Source organism: Campylobacter sp. CNRCH_2016_0050h, assembly GCF_025772605.1.
Taxonomy (GTDB): Bacteria; Campylobacterota; Campylobacteria; order Campylobacterales; family Campylobacteraceae; genus Campylobacter_D; species Campylobacter_D lari_D.
Map to the genome: position 1 here is coordinate 41,976 of NZ_JAKMSK010000001.1, position 17,872 is coordinate 59,847.

Consider the following 17,872-nt stretch of genomic DNA (forward strand, 5'->3'; position numbering starts at 1 on the left):
AAAATGGAGTTTTAAATGCAAGGAAATTTTTTAAAGATTTTTGGCGTATTGCCATTTTTAGCAGTAGCTTTTATTAATGCTTTTGTGGATTTAGGACACAAAATCATCATACAAAATACCATTTATAAATTTTATGAAGATAGCACCCAACTTTTTCTAACTGCTATTGTCAATGCTTTAATGCTTTTGCCTTTTATTCTTATGCTTTCACCATCTGGATTTTTAGCGGATAAATTTCCTAAAAATAAAATCATGAAAATATCTGCATTATTTTCAGTAATATTAACTTGTATTATTTGTTTGTGTTATTATCTTGGAGCATTTTGGCTTGCATTTACAATGACTTTTATCATGGGAGTGCAATCTGCTTTATACTCTCCTGCAAAATATGGCTTTATAAAAGAATTAGTAGGAAAAGAGCTTTTAGCTATGGGAAATGGAGCTGTCAATGCAGTAAGTATTGTGGCTATTTTAGCCGGTATGGCAGTATTTTCTCTAAGCTTTGAAATGCTTTTTGAGTCAAATTTTAACACTCCTTCGGATATTTTAACACAAATTGCACCTTTGGGTTTTGTATTAATAGCTTTTGCTTTATTAGAACTTTTTTTAGCTTATAAACTTCCTAGCTTAAAAGAAGAAGATAAAAATTTAAGTTTTGATAAAAAACAATATTTACAAGGAAAGCTTTTAACCTCTAATTTAAAAACAATATTTTCTCATAAAATTATTTGGCTTTGTATTATAGGAATTTCACTTTTTTGGGCCATATCACAACTTTATTTAGTGAGTTTTCCTGTATATGCAAAAAATGATCTTTTCATAGAAAATACCTTTTATGTACAATGCTCTTTAGCTTTTTCTGGTATAGGAGTGATTATAGGGTCGCTTATTAGTGGTAAGTTTTCTAAAAATTACATCGAATTAGGTCTTATACCACTAGGTGCTTTAGGGGTTTTTCTAATGAGCATTTTAATGCCATTTTTAGAAAACTTACTAAGTTATAGTGTGGTGTTTTTTATTTTTGGTTTAAGCGGAGCATTTTTTATCATACCTTTAAATTCTCTCATACAATTTCATGCAAAAGAAAATGAACTAGGAAAAGTCTTAGCAGGAAATAATTTCATACAAAATATTTTTATGTTAGGCTTTTTAGCACTAGCTACTTTTGCTGCTTATGCTAAAATTGAAGTGATAAATTTGTTTTATTTTATCATCGCTGTGGCATTTTTTGGAAGCATTTATGTGCTAAGCAAATTGCCTTTTTCTTTAGTGCGTTTATTAATGAGTATAGCGTTTTTTCAACGCTACCGTTTATTGGTAGAAGGTTTTGAGAATATTCCTGAAAAAGGTGGAGCGTTATTACTTGGCAATCATATATCTTTTATAGATTGGGCTATTGTGCAAATGGCTATACCAAGAAAAATTTATTTTGTTATGGAAAAAAGCATTTATTCTAAGTGGTATATTAGAATTTTTCTTGATAAATTTGGAGTTATTCCTGTTTCAAGTGCTTCTAGCAAATCAAGCTTAGAGCTTATTGCTATGCATATTAAAAATGGAAATTTAGTTTGCCTTTTCCCAGAAGGAGTGCTTTCACGCCATGGACAGCTTAATGAATTTAAAGGTGGGTTTGAGTTAGTTTGCTCAAAATTAGAAGAACAAGATGGAGTGATTTTACCTTTTTATATTAGAGGACTTTGGGGAAGTGCTTTTTCAAGAAGTGATGAAGAATTTTCAGCAAGAAACCGCAAAATAAGCAAAAGAAAAATCGCTATTGCTTTTGGAAAAAGCTTGCCAATACACACTAAAAAAGAAGTGGTTAAAGCAAAGGTTTTTGAACTTTCATTTATTGCTTGGAAATCTCAATGTGAAAGTATGCATACTATAGCTAGAGCTTGGATAGATAGCGCTAAAAGAAATTTAAGTCAAATAGCTATTGTTGATCCTTTAATAGGTGGTATTACTTATAGAAAAATGCTTGCTTTAAGTCTAGTTTTTAGCTCTTTTATAAAAAATAGATCACATGAGTTAAATATACAACCTACCCAAGGAAGCTATGCTCCAAAAGAAGAATGTATAGGAATTTTGCTCCCTGCTTCCATGGCTAGTTCTCTTTGTAATCTAGCTGTATTACTTGCAAATAAAATCGTGGTAAATTTAAATTTCACAGCAGGTGTAAAGGCGATTAATCATGCCATTCAAAGCTCTCAAATTCAACAAATTTATACTTCTAGAAAATTTATGGAAAAATTAGAAAATAAAGGTATAAAACTAGAATTTGAAGAGCATGTTAGAATCATTTTTATGGAAGATATTATCGCAAACTTTAAAAGACAAAAACTCAAAATCTTTTCTATGCTTGCTTTAGTAAGTATCTTACCTACTTGTTTATTAAAAGCATTATTTGCACCTAATAAACAAAACCTTGCCATAGCTGCTATATTATTTAGTAGTGGTAGCGAGGGAGCGCCTAAGGGGGTAATGCTAAATAATCGCAATATTTTAAGCAATATAGCTCAAATTTCAGATGTATTATGTGCAAAAAATGAAGATGTTGTCTTATCTTCTTTGCCACCTTTTCATGCTTTTGGATTAACTGTAACTACTTTTATGCCTTTATTAGAAGGGATTAAAAGCATAACACATGCTGATCCAACAGATGCGCTAGGTGTAGCAAAAGCTATAGTAAAAAATAATGTTAGCATTATGTGTGCTACTTCAACTTTTTTGGGTATTTATGCAAGAAATAAAAAACTTGATGCGATTATGTTTGAAAGCTTAAGGATTATTGTTTCAGGTGCTGAAAAACTCAAAAGCGAAGTAAGAACTGCCTTTGAAATGAAATTTAAAAAACCTATTTTTGAAGGTTATGGAGCCACTGAAACCACTCCGGTTGCAAGTGTGAATTTACCGAATAAATTTGATCCTGACTATTGGATTTTACACCGTGCAAATAAAGAAGGTAGTGTAGGTATGCCTTTACCAGGAAGTGCTATACGCATAGTAGATCCATCTACTTATGAAAGTTTAAATCATGGAGAAAATGGATTAATACTCATTGGTGGCCATCAGGTTATGGTGGGTTATTTAAACAATAAAGAAAAAACCGATGAAGTTATCAAAGAAATCGATGGCATACGCTGGTATAATACCGGCGATAAAGGCCATGTAGATGAGGATGGCTTTTTATATATAGTGGATCGTTATTCTCGTTTTGCAAAAATTGGTGGCGAGATGATATCTTTAGGAGCTTTAGAAGAAGAAATTGCTAAATTTATCAATACAGATATAGTAAAATTTTGCGCAGTTGCACTAGATGATGATAAAAAAGGTGAAATGGTATGCTTATTAGTAGAATGCCAAGAGCAAGATTTTGAAGGAATTTGTGAAGCAATTAAAAACTCTACTATGCCTGCTATTTTTAAACCAAGTAGATATTTTAAGGTAGAACAAATTCCACTTTTAGGCTCTGGCAAAGTGGATTTAAAAGGTGCTAAAGATTTAGCTAAAATCTTGCAAGAAAATTAATTCCCAAAGTAAATTTTACTTTGGGAAATTTTATAAACTATTTCTTTTAGTTTTACAATCATATTTTTTATCAAAAACAAGCTTATTATTTTCCTTAACTACTAATTTTCCCTTAATATAAAAATACTCCAAATCGCTAGTTTGTGTTAAGATTATATCCGCCTCCATCATACAACCCTCGCGTCCTATTTGCATTGTTTGAGTAATGGTATATTCTGCACTTAATGGGTTTTCATTTTGAAGTTTTAATTCTCTTTTTAAATTATGCTTTACTAAAACATCAACCTCATCAAATCTATAAACACCTTCTCCAAAAACTCCACCAACACCATCTGTAATACAAGTCCAAGTATCGTTTAAAATATCATAAGAAATGCTTCTATCTACCCTACCTTCTTCTAAAAGTGTTATTGGAGTTAAAGAAGCACTTTGTGCTTGCATATTGATTTTATCGCTATCTTGACCATTAAAACATGGTAAATTAAATTCACACTCATTTAAATCTAAAGTCGAGGTTGAAATTTTTGGCATAGGCCAAAACATAGGCCAAAAAGAATTTGCTAATGATAATCTTATCTTAGAACCCTTGGCAAATCTATATCCACAAGCATCAAGTTTGATTTGCTTTTGGATAAATTCATCTTTTTTTAAAGGTATAAATTGCTCTTTATTATCACTTAATGCAAGATTGATTACTCCATAACTTACTCTTTTTACAAAACCATCAGCTCTAACTTCACTAAGTTGAGCAAAAAGCATAGCTTTTTCTTGATCGCTTGCAATTTTTACATTTAACATAGGAAAGCCTAAGACATCTAAATCTTGTTCTAAAAAATCACTTTCAAAAACAACTGCCATCCCATCATCTAACCTTTGATCGCTAGGACTTTCTCCTAAAACACCAGCTCCCATCCACTCTCCTGATAAAAGCCCATGATTTAATGGAGTGTTAATTTTGATAAATTCACTTGATTTTTTACATGTTAATTTATGCGGATTTAAATAGTATCTTTTATAGCTAATATCATTTTTAAAATCATTTAAAGCAACAAAACGACCTTCTACTTTCTCTGTTTTTGAATTTGGCTTAGAGCTATTTTCAATATATGCTTGTATCATAGGAGCTTCAAGCACATCGTTTTCTTCATTTTTAAGCCATTTATCCCACCATTTAAGTGCTTCTTGTAAAAAACCCATTGCAGGCAAAGGTAAGCCATCATGAGGATAAACATGAGCCCAAGGACCAACGATAGCTTTTTTTGGAACTTTCAAACCATTCATTAGAGTAAAAACAGGATTAGTATAAGAATCAGCCCATCCATCTAATGCAAAAACAGGGACTTGTATATCATCATAATTTTCCCCAACAGATCCATGCTTCCAATAATCATCTTTTAAAGTATGCTCAAGCCATAATGTGGGCCATAAAGGCATATTCTCAAGCCTATTGAGCCATTTTTTTCTACCATTTGGATCAATTTTTGGATCAACAAAGCGTGATTGATATGCAAGCATGATATTACCCCACCAAAAATTATCATTAAGCAAACATCCGCCTTTATAATGAATATCCTCATTAAACCTATCATCAGTAAAACCTACTACTATAATTGCTTTTAAATTTTTAGGTCTTCTTGCTGCAACTTGTAAAGAATTAAAGCCACCCCAAGATTTACCCATCATACCAATATTCCCATCACACCATTCTTGCTTTGCAATCCACTCAATGACTTCTAAGGCATCATCTTGTTCTTGTTTTAAATATTCATCTTCTAATAAACCATCAGATTCCCCACTTCCTCTAATATCAACCCTAACAACCGCATAGCCATTACCACTAAAATATCCGTGCATAGGCTCATCTCTGCCCCTTGTTCCATCATTTTTTCTATAAGGAATGTATTCCAATATAGCAGGAACTTTTTCTTTTACTTGAGGAAGCCAAATTCGTGATGAAAGCTTAGTGCCATCTTTTAAAACTATCCATTCATTTTCTATTACTCTAACCTTGTTTTTAAAGTTAAAAACAATTTCCTTCATTTCATCTCCTTTTTATTGTATTTTTTAATCCAAATCAAACAAAACATTACACCCAAAATAGCCATAACTATCATGATGGTAAAATATATATGAAAACCTTTTACACCTGGGTATCTATCTAATAAATCTCCAGCAAGTAATGGTGCAAAAACTTCAGGCAAATACCCAAAAGTAGATACAATACCTATAGCCATACCCGCTAAATGTATAGGAATTTTTCCCTCACTAAGTAAAGAATAATAAATTCCAAAATTAGAATACATAGCTATATAAATTATGACACAAGCAGAAGTTAAAACACTCATTTGTAAAAATCCATTTAATTTTGAACTAAGCATTAAAAAAATAACACCAATTCCCATTAAAATAAAGCCTATCATCATTATTTTAGCTTTTCCATATCCATCTGCTATAAATCCACCCACTACAGAAGAAACCGGACGAATATATTGAGCCAATACCGTTAAAATAGCTGCAAAAACAGCAGAAGTTCCTATAACATTGCTTGCATAAGGAGTAAAATAATAAAAACTCATGTTAAAAAAATATGTACAAAAAGTAATAGCAACCACAAGCCAAAGAGCAGAATTTTTCAAAAGAAAAACCAAGTCTTTGATTTTAATCTTCTCACTTTGCTCATTAATATCATCTTTCAAAAGAAAAAACAATAAAATAGCACTTGCAATAGGAGCTATAGAATAAAACACAATAACCATTTCTATACCTTGTGCGGCCAAGGCTTTTGTTTGAAAATATCCAAAAATACTCGTAGCTATAGCCAAATGTGCAGCACCAACAACTCCTCTACCGCCTTCAAAAATTCCATAAGCCCTTGCTTGTTCTTTAGAATTTGCTAAACTCCTTACTATTTTCATCAAAGAAGGCCAAAAAGTTAATAATGAAGTAATCCCCCAAATTCCATAAATAATCAAAAGTGCATTTAAAGAAGTAAAATATAAATGCAATAAACCACCAAGTCCTGTAGCAATTAAAGAAAAAATCAATAATTTTTTTGGTGCAAAACGATCTGCTAAATAACCTCCTAAAGCATAAGAAAACAAACCAAGCAATCCATAAGCACTACCCAAAAGCCCCATTTCAAAATTATTTAAATGATAAAGACTCATATAATCATCATAATAATACTTTCTAAAATAAGGCAAACCATAAATAATAGATCCGCAAAAGGATAATAACAATAATGTTAAAAAATTATTTTTTAAACTTTGTCCTGTATTTTGTCCCATCAAAAACTCCTTTTGCATACTATATATAATTTTTATGTTTTTTTGCTTTTATATAAGTGATTTTATGCAAAAAATATTATAATAATATATTTTTTACACATTTTAATCTACTTTATTATAAAATTTTATTAATTTAATAATTTATAAGCATAAAAAATTTATTTACAAAATAAAAATAATTTCTGTTTTTTATTTTTTATTATTGTTTTTTTGATACATTTACATAAACTAAAAATTAAAAAAGGGAAATAATGAAAATTTTTGATATGGTAGTTATTGGTGCTGGCCCTGCAGGTATTGCAGCGGGAGTAGAAGCTAAAATAAAAAATAAAGAAGTTATTGTTTTAGAAAAAGCTGATGCGATTTGTCAAACCTTAGTAAAATTTTACAAAGAAGGCAAAAGAGTAGACAAAGCTTATAAAGGTTGTGATAGCACAAATCACGGGCATATAAATTTTGAAGATGGAACTAGAGAAAGCACAATAGAAACTTTCCAAAATGCCATTAAAGAGCATAATCTTGAAGTAAAGCTTTCTAGTGAAGTTGAAAGTGTTAAAAAAGATGGAGAAAATTTCATAGTTAGCACTGCAAATGAAAATTATATTTGTAAAAATGCAGTTATTGCCATAGGTAGAATGGGTAAGCCAAATAAACCAAACTATACTTTACCTATAACTTTAACTAAAATCATCAATTTTAATGCAAATTCAACAAGCCAAGATGAAAAAATCTTAGTTGTAGGCGGTGGAAATTCAGCAGCAGAATACGCTATAGATTTAGCTAAAAATAACGATGTTACACTTTGCTATAGAAGAGAAACTTTCTCAAGATTAAATGATATTAATCTTGAAGATATTCAAAAAGCTTTTGAGCAAGGCAGTGTAAAAGCAAAACTCGGCATAGATATAACTGGTATTGAAGATGAAAATGGTAAAGCTAAAGTAAATTTCACTAACAATACAAGTGAAATTTATGATCGCATTATTTATGCTATTGGTGGTTCAACCCCGCTTGATTTCTTACAAAAATGCTCTATAGAAGTTGATGAAAAAGGTGTGCCAAGCTTTGATGAAAATAAAGAAAGCAATGTAAAAGGATTATTTATCGCAGGTGATATAGCGAGTAAAAACGGAGCTTCTATTGTAGTGGGTTTAAATGATTCATTTAAAATCTGCGATCATCTTTATAAATGCTAAAACTCTTTCAATATTCAAAAGGCTATCGTTATAATAATGATAGCCTTTTACTTTTTGACTTTTTATCTAAAAATAACTTAAAAGGAAATATCCTTGATATAGGATGTGGATGTGGAATTTTAGGACTTTTAGTAAAGCAAAAATTTCCAAATTCAAAAGTTTATCTACTAGATATTCAAGAGCAAAATATCAAACTAAGTTATAAAAATGCTAAAGAAAATAAACTTAAAATTCAAAGCATTTGCGAAGACTTTTTAAACTATAAAAGTGATATAAAATTTGATTTTTTGATCTCTAATCCTCCATTTTATAAAAAAAATACACAAAAAAGCCAAGATTTGCATTTATGTATATCAAGATATCAAGAATTTATGCCGCTTGAGAAGATGTTTGCTAAAATAAATACTTTAATCAAGCCAAATGGTAGTTTTTTTATGTGCTATGAGGCAAGTTTTTTAGATGAAATTTGTGCTTCTTTAAAGCAATTTAAATTAAAGCTAGTTTCTCTTCAATGCATTCACACCAATACACAAACTAATGCAAGGCTTGTTTTAATGCATATTAAAAAAAATAGTAAAAGCTCTTGTGTGATAATGCCTACGCTTTTTATGTATGAAAATAATGTTTTAAATCCAAAAATTAGTGAAATTTATGAAAATACAGGAACTATAAGCTATGATATGTGAAAAAGACTTTGATTATTCTTTTGATGAAAATGCTTGTAAAATATGCGGTGGAAAATGCTGCACTGGAGAAAGTGGATATATCTATGCTAGCAAAGAAGAGCTAGAAGCTATTGCTGCTTTTTTAAATTTAAGCTTTGAAGCCTTTAAAGAACAATACCTTATCAAAGTTGGATTTAAATATAGTTTTAAAGAAGTAAAGCATGAAAATGGCTATCGTTGTATTTTTTTTGATACAATGTATAAAAAATGTTTAATTTACAAGCATAGACCAAAACAATGTAAAACTTTTCCATTTTGGGAGTATTTTAAAACACACAAAGAGGAGTTAAAAGAGGAATGTATAGGGGTTTGCTTTCACTAATTATCGTTTTTATCCTAACAAACCTTGCTTTGGCTAAAAGCGAAGATAAAATCTTACAAGCACTCATTTATGAAGAACATGGACAGTTTCAAAAAGCATGTGATATTTATACAAATTTATTTCATGAAAATAATGAAAGTATCTATTTACAAAAAGCATTGCTTTTAGCTTTGGGTGCTAACTTAAAACAAAAAGATGAACTTTTAAAAGCCTCTAAAGAATTTTTAAATCATACAGCTATTGCAAGATTAAATGCTTTGCATTTTTTTGAAATAGGAGATTATAAACAAGCCGAAACTATACTTTATAAACTCATTAAAGAAGAGCAAGATTATAGAAACTATGAAATACTAGGTGATATTTTTGCTAAAAAAGCTTTATACACCAAAGCTTTAGAGCAATACAATCTTGCTTATAAGCTTTTTGAACATGAAAATTTATTACTTAAAATAGTTGAAATTAATATAAAAAATAAAAATATCGATCAAGCTAAAAAAGCTTTAGAAGAATTTGTAAAAAATTCACAATGCACTCTTAAAACATGCACCCTACTTTTAAAAATTTATCAAGAGCAAAAAAACAATAAGGCAAGCATTCAAACCCTTGAAAAACTATATAAACTCAACAATGATATTAAATATATATATGCTATGATAGAATTACTAGTGCAAGAAAAAAATTATAAACAAGCTCTAAATTTAGTCCAACAATACAACATAGATCCTGATACTAAAATTTTCTTATATACACAAACAAAAAATTATAAAAAAGCTTACGAAATAGCTTTAAAACATTATGAACTTAGCAAAGATAAAAAATACCTTTCTATGGCAGGGGTTTTAGAATTTGAAATTTATATGGATTCTAAAAGTAAAAAAATCACGGATCCAAAAATTCTAGCTTCTATTATGAAAAAATTTGAACAAAGTGTAGATGTGCGTAGCGATGCTTTATATCAAAACTACTATGGCTATGCCTTAATCGAATATGATATTGATATTGCAAAAGGCATAGAATTAGTAGGCTGGGCACTTGAACAAGAACCACAAAATCTTTACTACCTAGACTCTTTAGCTTGGGGCTATTATAAACTTAAAAATTGCAAAAAAGCTTATGAAATTTTACAAAAAACATTCCACGATAAAGAATTTGCAAATTCCCAAGAAAGCAAAGATCACTTAAAGGCCATTGAAAAATGTTTAAAACAATAGATTTAAAAGATCATTTTTCAAAAACACAAAAAATTCTAGAAAATAAAAAAGAAATTTTTCCTTATGATATGCTAGGCAGAAGCCTAGCTTCTAATGCTTTTTATCCTAAAGATATTTACACACTTTTGCTTGAAAGAAAACTTTCGCATTTTTTATACTCCAAAGATTTAAATTTTAATCATGAAAATTTTGATGCTATCGTTTTACCAACAAGTCCTTTGCTTAATCAAGACATACAAAATTTAAGTCTTTTTAGACGCTATCATGAAAAACCCATTGTTCAATTTGACTTTATTTTTGATGAATATCAAATTTTAGAAAGCTTGGTATATGGAGCTGATGCGTTTATTGTATTTCCTAAAATGCTAAAAACTATGCAACTAAAAAAACTTTATAATTTTGCAATACATCTTGGCTTAGAGGCCATTTTTTATATTGAAAGCAAAAGCGATCTTAATAATGCTATTTTAGCAGGAGCTAGAATTTTTTTATTAGAAGATGAAAAGCTATTACCTTTGATACCAAAAAATAAAGCTCTTATAAGTAAAAATATCAAAAATCTGCATGCTTGCATAAAGGAGAGTTGATGGAGTATTTATACGCACCTTGGAGGGATGTTTATTTTAATAATAAAGATAAAAATTTTTGCCCTTTTTGTCATTGTAAGTATGAACTCAATGAAGATGAAAAACTTGGGGTAATTTTTAGAGCTAAAGAATGTTTTGGCATTATGAATAAATACCCTTATAGTCCGGGTCATTTCATGATTATCCCTTATGAGCATTTAGAAAATATAGAAGATTTAAATAATGATACATGGCTAGAAATTAGCCATTTTGTGCGTATTGGAGTTAAAATTTTAAAAGAAAACTTTCATGCTAAGGGTGTTAATATAGGTATGAATTTAGGTAGTGCAGCAGGAGCTGGCATAGCGCCGCATTGTCATTATCATTTAATCCCAAGATGGCAAGGGGATACAAATTTTATCACTACCATAGGACAAACTAGAGTTTGTGGGAGTGATTTGGAAAAAGTTTATACCACCTTATGCAAAGCTTTTAAAGACTATGTATAAAGAAGTTGATTTTGAAAATTTTTTAAAATTTAATTTTGATCTTTTAATTGATGTAAGAAGTCCCAAAGAATACAAACTTGCTCATATAAAATCTGCGCAAAATTACTATGCATTAAATGATAATGAATTTGAAGAAATAGGCACACTTTATAAGAAAAATAAAGGCTTAGCTAAAGCAAAAGGTGCAAGTTATATTTGTAAAAATATGAGTGAACATATTAATAAACTTTATCAAAATTATAAAATAGGTTCTTTGGTGGGAATTTATTGTGCAAGAGGTGGTAAAAGATCAAAAGCTATTGCTTTAATCTTGGCTGAACTTGGTTATAGAGTTGTAAGATTAGAAGGTGGATACAAGGCCTATAGAAGTTATGTGAGTGAGTTTTTTAGGAAAGATTTAAATATTGAGTTTTTATGTCTTTGTGGTAATACAGCAAGCGGTAAAAGTGATTTAATCGAAACTTTAAATAATGCTTTAAATTTAGAAAAACTAGCTAACCACCAAGGATCAAGTTTTGGTAAAATTTATGGAGAACAACCAAGCCAAAAAGCCTTTGAAGATAAGTTGTTTTATTTTTTAAAAGATTATACTCACAAAACTTGTTTTATAGAAGCTGAAAGCAGACAAATTGGAAATTTAACTATCCCACTAAATTTATACAATAGTATGCAAAAAGCTAAGAAAATTTGGTGCGAGTGTGATATAAATTTACGCATTCAAAGAGTTTTAAAAAACTATACTCCAATGGATAAAAAAGTATTTTATCAATGCGTTGAAAAAATATCACCTTATATCAGCAAGGATTTTAAATTAAGACTTTGTAAAAATTATGAAGAAAATAATTTAGAACTTTGTGTAAAAATGCTTTTTGAATATTATGATAAAGTATATAAAAAACCTGCAAAAATTGATTATTTTATAAATAGCTCTAATTTAAATGAAGCTAAAAAATATCTTATGAGTTTAAACTCATAAGATTATATTTACAAAAATTACAAAAATAATACTTGAAAGAATTCCAGCAACTGGTAAAGTAATAACCCAAGCTAAACCAATAGGTTTCATCATACCCCATTTAGCATCTTTATTAAACACCCCTATACCCAAAATAGCGCCGATTAAAATATGGGTTGAGCTAACTGGAATTCCAAGTTGAGTTGCTAAAAGTATAACAATACTTGCACCAAGTTCAGCACTAAAGCCTGTTGTTGGCTTAATTTCTGCTAGTTTTGAACCAACAGTTTGAATAACTTCTTTACCTAAAAACCAAAGTCCAATAACCAAAGCTATACCAAACATAAGCATTACAGCAAATGGCACTGGCGAACTTGGATTAATGGTATTATTTTTAAGCACATCTAAAATCGCAGCAAATGGTCCAAGAGCATTAGCTATATCATTAGCTCCATGCGAAAAAGCAAAACTAGAAGCAGTAAAAATTTGAAACCACGAAAAAATCTTTTCTATAGTTTTATTTACTTCAGTTTTTTTCATCAATCTTACAACAGCCAAAGTAACTATATAAGCAAAAATAGAAATAATAGAAACTATCCATAAATTCTGCACCATATCTAAAGTAGAAACTTTATTTAAACCTTTAAATAAAAACATTGACGCTATTATTAAAGCAGCTATCCCTGCAACCAAAGGAACATGAAATTTCATTTTAGAAAAAACATCTATATTTTTTTCTTTTTCTTTTAATTCTTTAATTTTTAACTTATATTCACTTCTTTTTTCATCATCATCTAAAACAATGGCACTTAATTCTTTAATTTGCTCTTCTTGACTTTTGTTTTTTAAATTGATAAAAAAATTTTCTTTAAACTCTTTTTTTTCTTTTTTAATTTCTTTTATTTGCATATTAATCAAAGCCGAAGGTTGAAGTATTTTTTTATAAATATAAGCATAAATTAAATACGCCACAAGTCCACCAAGTAAAGGAGAAATAACCCAACTCATAGCTATTTTATAAATACCATTCCAATTTACCATAGAAAAAGCTTGGTCTTGATCAAAAAATACAAACCCCATAGCTATACTTGAACCTACAATACCACCTATAATGCTATGAGTAGTAGAAACTGGAAGTCCTTTTTTTGTTGCTATAAATAACCAAATACCTGAACTTAGCAAAGCTGAAAGCATAACACATACAAACACCATAGGATCAATACTATCTGGTAAAACTACTATACCACTTCTTATAGTATTAGTTACTTCCCCACCTGCAAACACAGCTCCACTTAATTCAAATACTGCTGCAATAATTAAAGCTTGCTTAATAGTAACTGTCTTAGCTCCCACGCTAGTGCCAAATGAATTTGCAACATCATTACCGCCAACATTAAAGGCCATAAAAATTCCAAATACACTAGCAAGAATAAATAATATCATGGAATTATTAGGAATATAATTATAACCCCAAACAAAAAAACACAAAACGCTTACAATAAAAATAAAAAATGCAATGGTATTGTCTTTACTCAAGCATTCTCCTTAAGAAATTATTTTAAGAATATTTTAGTAACTTTTACTTATTTTTTTCTTTGATTTGTAAAAATTGTAAAGCAGATTTTACTGCTTGCATATAACTTTGTAAGTTTATTTTTTCATTTTTATAAGCCCTATCATAAGCTGTTCCATGATCAACACTAGTTCGAATTATGGGTAAATTTAAACTCGCATTAATACTTTTATCAAAATACAAAGCTTTTAAAGGTGCTAAAGCTAAATCATGATACATACTGACTAAATACTTGCATTTACTTAATGCAAAAGGAGTAAAAGCACTATCGGCCACTAAAGGCTCACTTAAAAAAATATTTTCCTTATAAGAAAACTCTTTTTCTTTTTGACTTAAAAAATATTCATTTTCTAAATTTTGTAAATTTAATGCATGATCTTTTAAAAATACATTTGCTATTCTTATAGCTTTTTTTATTTCCTGCTCTTCTTCTCCGCCTATTACGCCATTATCACTTGCATGAGGATTAAAACCCAAAACTCCAATTTTTTCAAATAAAGTGCATTGATAAAAATTAATTAAAAATTTCGCAAGTTCAAAAGCCTTAATTTCTTTATAAACATCTCTTAAAGGCATATGCTCAGTATATAAAGCCACAAAAAGCTCATCACACCCTAACATCATAATAGCATCTTGTTTGAAAAAATTTCTTAGTGCTTCAGTATGACCTTTATAGCTCACTCCTGCCATTTGCCAAGTTTTTTTATTAATCGGTAAAGTTACTAAAGCATCTAAAAATAAATGCGTGCAATAACTAGCTCCTTCAAAACTTAAAAAAGAATAAGCTCCACTTTTAGCGTCTAAATTTGCAGGATTTAACTCAAAATCAAAATCAATAATTTTACTAGCTTGATATGAAAACTCATAAATTAAAAAATTTTCTTTTTCTTCTTTAAAGGCAAAATGTGGTTTTGAAGCATTAGAAATTTCAACTAAATTGATTTTAGATTTAGGATTTATTTTCAAAAGCTTACTTGCTTTTTGAAATAATTCATAATGCACAAAATAATATGGCTCACAAATTTTTACTAGCTCATCATGACAAGATAATAAAATTTGCATACCTATACCATTTAAATCTCCTATGCTAATAGCAATTTTTTTCATCTTTTAATCAAAGCTTTCATTTGCAATATAGCTTTTTCTAAGCCTACAAAAACCGATCTTGCTACTATGCTTTGACCTATATTTAACTCTTCTATTTCTAAAATATCCACAATATTTTTTACATTTTTATAATTAAGCCCATGACCAGCTGCCACTCTTAATTTTAAACCCTTAGCCAAACTCGCACTTTGTTTTAATCTTTGGAGTTCATTTTCTAAAAGCTTTTTGAGTTCATTTTTACTTAAAATTAATTCAGGCAATGCATAGGAAGTTTGATTGATATTGGTATATAATGCATTATAAATATTAGCATACAATCCTGTATGAAGCTCTATAAAATCAGCATTTAAAGAAGATGATTTATTAATATCTTCTAAATTTGGATCAATAAATAAAGAAACTTCGATTTGCTCTTGTTTTAAAGCATTAATGGCTTCTTGTAATTTTTCATTGTCTAAATTTAAACCACCTTCTGTTGTAAGCTCTTGTCTTTTTTCAGGTACTAAAGTAACGCGCGAGGGTTTGTATTTTAAAGCATATTCTATCATATCAATAGAGCATTCTAAATTCACTACACACTTGCAGTATTTTAAGATATTTTCTAAATCAAACTCATTAGCATGACGACGATCTTCTCTTACATGGATAGTGATTTGATCAGCTAAATTTGCACTCAAAAACGCAGCTTCAAGCAAATCAGGATCATTTACTTTTCTAGCTTCTCTTAAAACTGCTATATGATCGATATTAACCCCTAAAAGCATAAGTTTTCCTTATAAGTTTTTTGCTATTATACTTTAAATTTTTTAAGGAGAGCTAGTGCTAGGTATTGATATGGGTTCAAATACATTAAGAGCTGTTTTGATGGATGAGAATTTTAATAAATTAAAAAGCGAAGAATTTATCATAGGAGCAGCTAAAAATATGCAAAATGACACCATTAGCGATGAAGCTATAGAAAGAATTTTTAGCGCTTTGAAAATCTTAGAAGAAAAAAATTATAACTTAAGTCAAGCTAAAGCGGTCGCCACAGCTGCTTTTAGAAAAGCAAAAAATACTAAGCTTATTTTTGAAAAAATTCAAAAAGAATTTAAACTTGATATAAAATTAATCGATGCAAAAACCGAAGCAAAACTAAGCGTTTTAGGTATGCAAGAGCGTCTTAAAGCTCTTAAACTTTTTAGAAAAGACTTAAGTTATTGTGATTTGGGCGGTGCTTCTTGTGAAATTTCAAATGATAAGTTTAGCAAAAGTTATGATTTTGGAATCATTAGTTTTTATGAAAGAATGCATTTTAAAGCCATAAAACCAAGTGTTTATGTAAGATTTTTTAAAAAATATCCACAAAATCTTGTGCGTATTAAAGATGAAAAATTAAAAATTCATCTAAGCCCCTACCCTGCGCATTTAAAGCAACTTGCCTTAAAAGCTTTTAATCTTAGTAAAGATATAAAATTAAAAGGAAATTTTTTCATACTAAATTCAGGAGTACCTACCACACTTTGTGCTTATAAACAAAACATAAAATACAAAGACTACCTAGAAGAAAGTGTAAATGGTAAAATACTCAAACGCAAAGATTTTTTTGATTTTGCATTAAAAATTTGGAATTTAGAACAAGAAAAAGCTAAAATTTATCTTGGAGAAAATAGAAAAAAATACCTCATAGCAGGCTCAATGATACTTTTTGCTTTATTTAATAAGCAAAAGCTCATTGTGATTGATGATGGTGTTAGAGAAGGTGTGTGTATAGCACATTTTAAAAATATCAAATTTTAAAGGAGAAAAAATGAGTTTAAAAGATCAAATTTTAGAAGACATTAAAGAAGCTATGCGTAATAAAGATGATTTTAAAAGAAATACTTTAAGAACGCTTAATGCTAGCTTTAAACAAATAGAAGTTGATGAGAGAATCACACTTAATGATGAAAGAATATACAAAATCATTGCGAGTGAGATTAAAAAACGAAATGAAGCTGCACTTGCTTTTAGCAAAGGTTCTAGAGAAGATTTAGCACAAAAGGAACTCCAAGAAGTAGCTATTTTAAGTGCTTATTTACCAAAACAACTTAACGATGAGGAATTAGAAAGTGAGCTAAAAAAACTTATAGAAAAACTACAAATTAGCTCTTTAAAAGAACAAAGTATTTTGATGAAAGAAGCTAAAGTAGCTTTTGGCGCGAGCGTTGATGGTAAAAGACTTAATGAAATGGTAAGAAAGTTTTTAGCATGAAAAAAGTTTTAACACTTTGCGCCTTAGCTTTAAGCTCTTTTGCTTATACTCAATATGAATTACATCCTAGCTTTAAAGCTTATTTTAAAGACTGCTCTTTATTAATGGATAAATATTATTATATTAATTGTTATGATTATAATTATAAAGGTACTAAAGCAATTGCTTATAAACTAGAAGCTAAAATTTTAAATCAAGGACACATCAAAAAACGCCCAAAATTTAAAGATGATACCAATATTCCTAAAAAGTATAGAACTTATTGGGAGGATTATCTAAGAAGTGGTTATACAAGAGGACATGTCGTGCCAAATCAATCCATGAATGCAACCCCACAAGCCCAACTTAGCACTTTTTTAATGAGCAATATCACTCCGCAAAAAAAAGATATTAATGCAGAAATTTGGAATGAAATCGAACAAAGAGAAAGATATTTAGCAAAGAAAAATAAAGAATTAGAAGTCTTAAATTTAGTACTTTATGATGATAAGCCAAAACGCATTAAAAACAACATAGCCATTCCTAGTTTTTATATCAAAATTCTTAAGGCTAAAAATTTCAGCGAATGTTATAAAGTGCCAAATAATGATAATTTTGCAAGATTTGATAGAAATTATTTTAAGGAAGATTGTAAAAAATATATTGATTAAACTAGAAGCA

At 29.2% G+C, this 17,872-nt stretch carries 16 protein-coding genes; 11 read left to right on the plus strand and 5 right to left on the minus strand.

Annotation, left to right across the window (positions count from 1 at the left end):
- Positions 1-15: 15 nt before the first annotated feature.
- A complete protein-coding gene (locus L8X28_RS00200) occupies positions 16-3,528 on the plus strand; it encodes an acyl-[ACP]--phospholipid O-acyltransferase (RefSeq protein ID WP_263665186.1) in 3,513 nt (1,170 codons plus the stop codon).
- Between the two features lie 30 nt (positions 3,529-3,558).
- Here L8X28_RS00200 and L8X28_RS00205 read toward each other — a convergent pair whose 3' ends face one another.
- Both L8X28_RS00205 and L8X28_RS00210 read right to left on the minus strand, forming a co-directional pair.
- Positions 3,559-5,568 carry a CocE/NonD family hydrolase gene (locus tag L8X28_RS00205; protein WP_263665187.1) on the minus strand — a complete coding sequence of 670 codons (2,010 nt, stop codon included), beginning with the start codon at positions 5,566-5,568 and terminating at the stop codon, positions 3,559-3,561.
- Positions 5,565-6,815: an MFS transporter gene (locus tag L8X28_RS00210; protein ID WP_220567114.1), complete on the minus strand. Its 1,251-nt coding sequence runs from the start codon at positions 6,813-6,815 to the stop codon at positions 5,565-5,567. Before L8X28_RS00210 ends, L8X28_RS00205 begins: the two co-directional genes overlap by 4 nt.
- Positions 6,816-7,066: 251 nt before the next feature.
- Between L8X28_RS00210 and L8X28_RS00215 the strand changes: the two genes are divergently transcribed.
- Genes L8X28_RS00215 through mnmH form a run of 7 tightly spaced genes read left to right on the plus strand, consistent with a single transcriptional unit; the run spans position 7,067 to position 12,320 of the window.
- A complete protein-coding gene (locus L8X28_RS00215; protein ID WP_263661794.1) occupies positions 7,067-8,011 on the plus strand; it encodes an NAD(P)-binding domain-containing protein in 945 nt (314 codons plus the stop codon).
- The gene (locus tag L8X28_RS00220; RefSeq protein ID WP_263665188.1) at positions 8,005-8,697 is read left to right on the plus strand and encodes a tRNA1(Val) (adenine(37)-N6)-methyltransferase; all 693 of its coding nucleotides are present in this window, start codon (positions 8,005-8,007) and stop codon (positions 8,695-8,697) included. The genes L8X28_RS00215 and L8X28_RS00220 overlap by 7 nt, the downstream gene beginning before the upstream one ends.
- Positions 8,687-9,058: a YkgJ family cysteine cluster protein gene (locus L8X28_RS00225; protein WP_263665189.1), complete on the plus strand. Its 372-nt coding sequence runs from the start codon at positions 8,687-8,689 to the stop codon at positions 9,056-9,058. Before L8X28_RS00220 ends, L8X28_RS00225 begins: the two co-directional genes overlap by 11 nt.
- On the plus strand, positions 9,034-10,269 hold the full coding sequence (locus L8X28_RS00230) for a tetratricopeptide repeat protein (RefSeq protein WP_220567118.1): 1,236 nt from the start codon (positions 9,034-9,036) through the stop codon (positions 10,267-10,269). Before L8X28_RS00225 ends, L8X28_RS00230 begins: the two co-directional genes overlap by 25 nt.
- Positions 10,254-10,856, plus strand: a complete 603-nt coding sequence (locus L8X28_RS00235) for an indole-3-glycerol-phosphate synthase TrpC (RefSeq protein WP_133318809.1) — start codon at positions 10,254-10,256, stop codon at positions 10,854-10,856. Before L8X28_RS00230 ends, L8X28_RS00235 begins: the two co-directional genes overlap by 16 nt.
- Positions 10,856-11,344 carry an HIT family protein gene (locus L8X28_RS00240; RefSeq protein ID WP_263661799.1) on the plus strand — a complete coding sequence of 163 codons (489 nt, stop codon included), beginning with the start codon at positions 10,856-10,858 and terminating at the stop codon, positions 11,342-11,344. Before L8X28_RS00235 ends, L8X28_RS00240 begins: the two co-directional genes overlap by 1 nt.
- Complete coding sequence (gene mnmH, locus L8X28_RS00245) at positions 11,337-12,320, plus strand: tRNA 2-selenouridine(34) synthase MnmH (protein WP_263659103.1); 984 nt, start codon at positions 11,337-11,339, stop codon at positions 12,318-12,320. The genes L8X28_RS00240 and mnmH overlap by 8 nt, the downstream gene beginning before the upstream one ends.
- Here mnmH and L8X28_RS00250 read toward each other — a convergent pair.
- From L8X28_RS00250 to L8X28_RS00260, 3 genes are read right to left on the minus strand one after another with little or no spacing between them, the layout of a single operon-like run.
- Positions 12,315-13,835, minus strand: a complete 1,521-nt coding sequence (locus L8X28_RS00250) for an inorganic phosphate transporter (RefSeq protein WP_263665190.1) — start codon at positions 13,833-13,835, stop codon at positions 12,315-12,317. The genes mnmH and L8X28_RS00250 overlap by 6 nt on opposite strands.
- 43 nt (positions 13,836-13,878) lie before the next feature.
- A complete protein-coding gene (gene pdxA / locus L8X28_RS00255; protein WP_263665191.1) occupies positions 13,879-14,979 on the minus strand; it encodes a 4-hydroxythreonine-4-phosphate dehydrogenase in 1,101 nt (366 codons plus the stop codon).
- Positions 14,976-15,743 (minus strand): pyridoxine 5'-phosphate synthase, encoded by a 768-nt coding sequence (locus tag L8X28_RS00260; protein WP_263665192.1) that lies wholly within the window; start codon positions 15,741-15,743, stop codon positions 14,976-14,978. The genes pdxA and L8X28_RS00260 overlap by 4 nt, the downstream gene beginning before the upstream one ends.
- 55 nt (positions 15,744-15,798) lie before the next feature.
- On the opposite strand from L8X28_RS00260, the gene L8X28_RS00265 reads away from it, so the two are divergent.
- The 3 genes from L8X28_RS00265 to L8X28_RS00275 are packed head-to-tail and all read left to right on the plus strand — an operon-like array spanning position 15,799 to position 17,862.
- Positions 15,799-16,758, plus strand: coding sequence for a Ppx/GppA family phosphatase (locus tag L8X28_RS00265; protein ID WP_263665193.1), 960 nt, complete (start codon positions 15,799-15,801; stop codon positions 16,756-16,758).
- A 10-nt stretch (positions 16,759-16,768) separates the two neighbouring features.
- Entirely contained in the window at positions 16,769-17,212 is a 444-nt protein-coding gene (locus tag L8X28_RS00270) for a GatB/YqeY domain-containing protein (protein WP_263665194.1), read from the plus strand.
- Complete coding sequence (locus L8X28_RS00275; RefSeq protein WP_258107532.1) at positions 17,209-17,862, plus strand: DNA/RNA non-specific endonuclease; 654 nt, start codon at positions 17,209-17,211, stop codon at positions 17,860-17,862. Before L8X28_RS00270 ends, L8X28_RS00275 begins: the two co-directional genes overlap by 4 nt.
- The last annotated feature ends 10 nt before the right edge of the window (positions 17,863-17,872 follow it).

Excerpts from the sequence above, each read along its gene's own strand:
- L8X28_RS00200 (WP_263665186.1), top strand. The coding sequence starts at position 16 with ATGCAAGGAAATTTTTTAAAGATTTTTGGCGTATTGCCATTTTTAGCA.
- L8X28_RS00205 (WP_263665187.1), bottom strand. The coding sequence starts at position 5,568 with ATGAAGGAAATTGTTTTTAACTTTAAAAACAAGGTTAGAGTAATAGAA.
- L8X28_RS00210 (WP_220567114.1), bottom strand. The coding sequence starts at position 6,815 with ATGGGACAAAATACAGGACAAAGTTTAAAAAATAATTTTTTAACATTA.
- L8X28_RS00215 (WP_263661794.1), top strand. The coding sequence starts at position 7,067 with ATGAAAATTTTTGATATGGTAGTTATTGGTGCTGGCCCTGCAGGTATT.
- L8X28_RS00220 (WP_263665188.1), top strand. The coding sequence starts at position 8,005 with ATGCTAAAACTCTTTCAATATTCAAAAGGCTATCGTTATAATAATGAT.
- L8X28_RS00225 (WP_263665189.1), top strand. The coding sequence starts at position 8,687 with ATGATATGTGAAAAAGACTTTGATTATTCTTTTGATGAAAATGCTTGT.
- L8X28_RS00230 (WP_220567118.1), top strand. The coding sequence starts at position 9,034 with ATGTATAGGGGTTTGCTTTCACTAATTATCGTTTTTATCCTAACAAAC.
- L8X28_RS00235 (WP_133318809.1), top strand. The coding sequence starts at position 10,254 with ATGTTTAAAACAATAGATTTAAAAGATCATTTTTCAAAAACACAAAAA.
- L8X28_RS00240 (WP_263661799.1), top strand. The coding sequence starts at position 10,856 with ATGGAGTATTTATACGCACCTTGGAGGGATGTTTATTTTAATAATAAA.
- mnmH (WP_263659103.1), top strand. The coding sequence starts at position 11,337 with ATGTATAAAGAAGTTGATTTTGAAAATTTTTTAAAATTTAATTTTGAT.
- pdxA (WP_263665191.1), bottom strand. The coding sequence starts at position 14,979 with ATGAAAAAAATTGCTATTAGCATAGGAGATTTAAATGGTATAGGTATG.
- L8X28_RS00260 (WP_263665192.1), bottom strand. The coding sequence starts at position 15,743 with ATGCTTTTAGGGGTTAATATCGATCATATAGCAGTTTTAAGAGAAGCT.
- L8X28_RS00270 (WP_263665194.1), top strand. The coding sequence starts at position 16,769 with ATGAGTTTAAAAGATCAAATTTTAGAAGACATTAAAGAAGCTATGCGT.
- L8X28_RS00275 (WP_258107532.1), top strand. The coding sequence starts at position 17,209 with ATGAAAAAAGTTTTAACACTTTGCGCCTTAGCTTTAAGCTCTTTTGCT.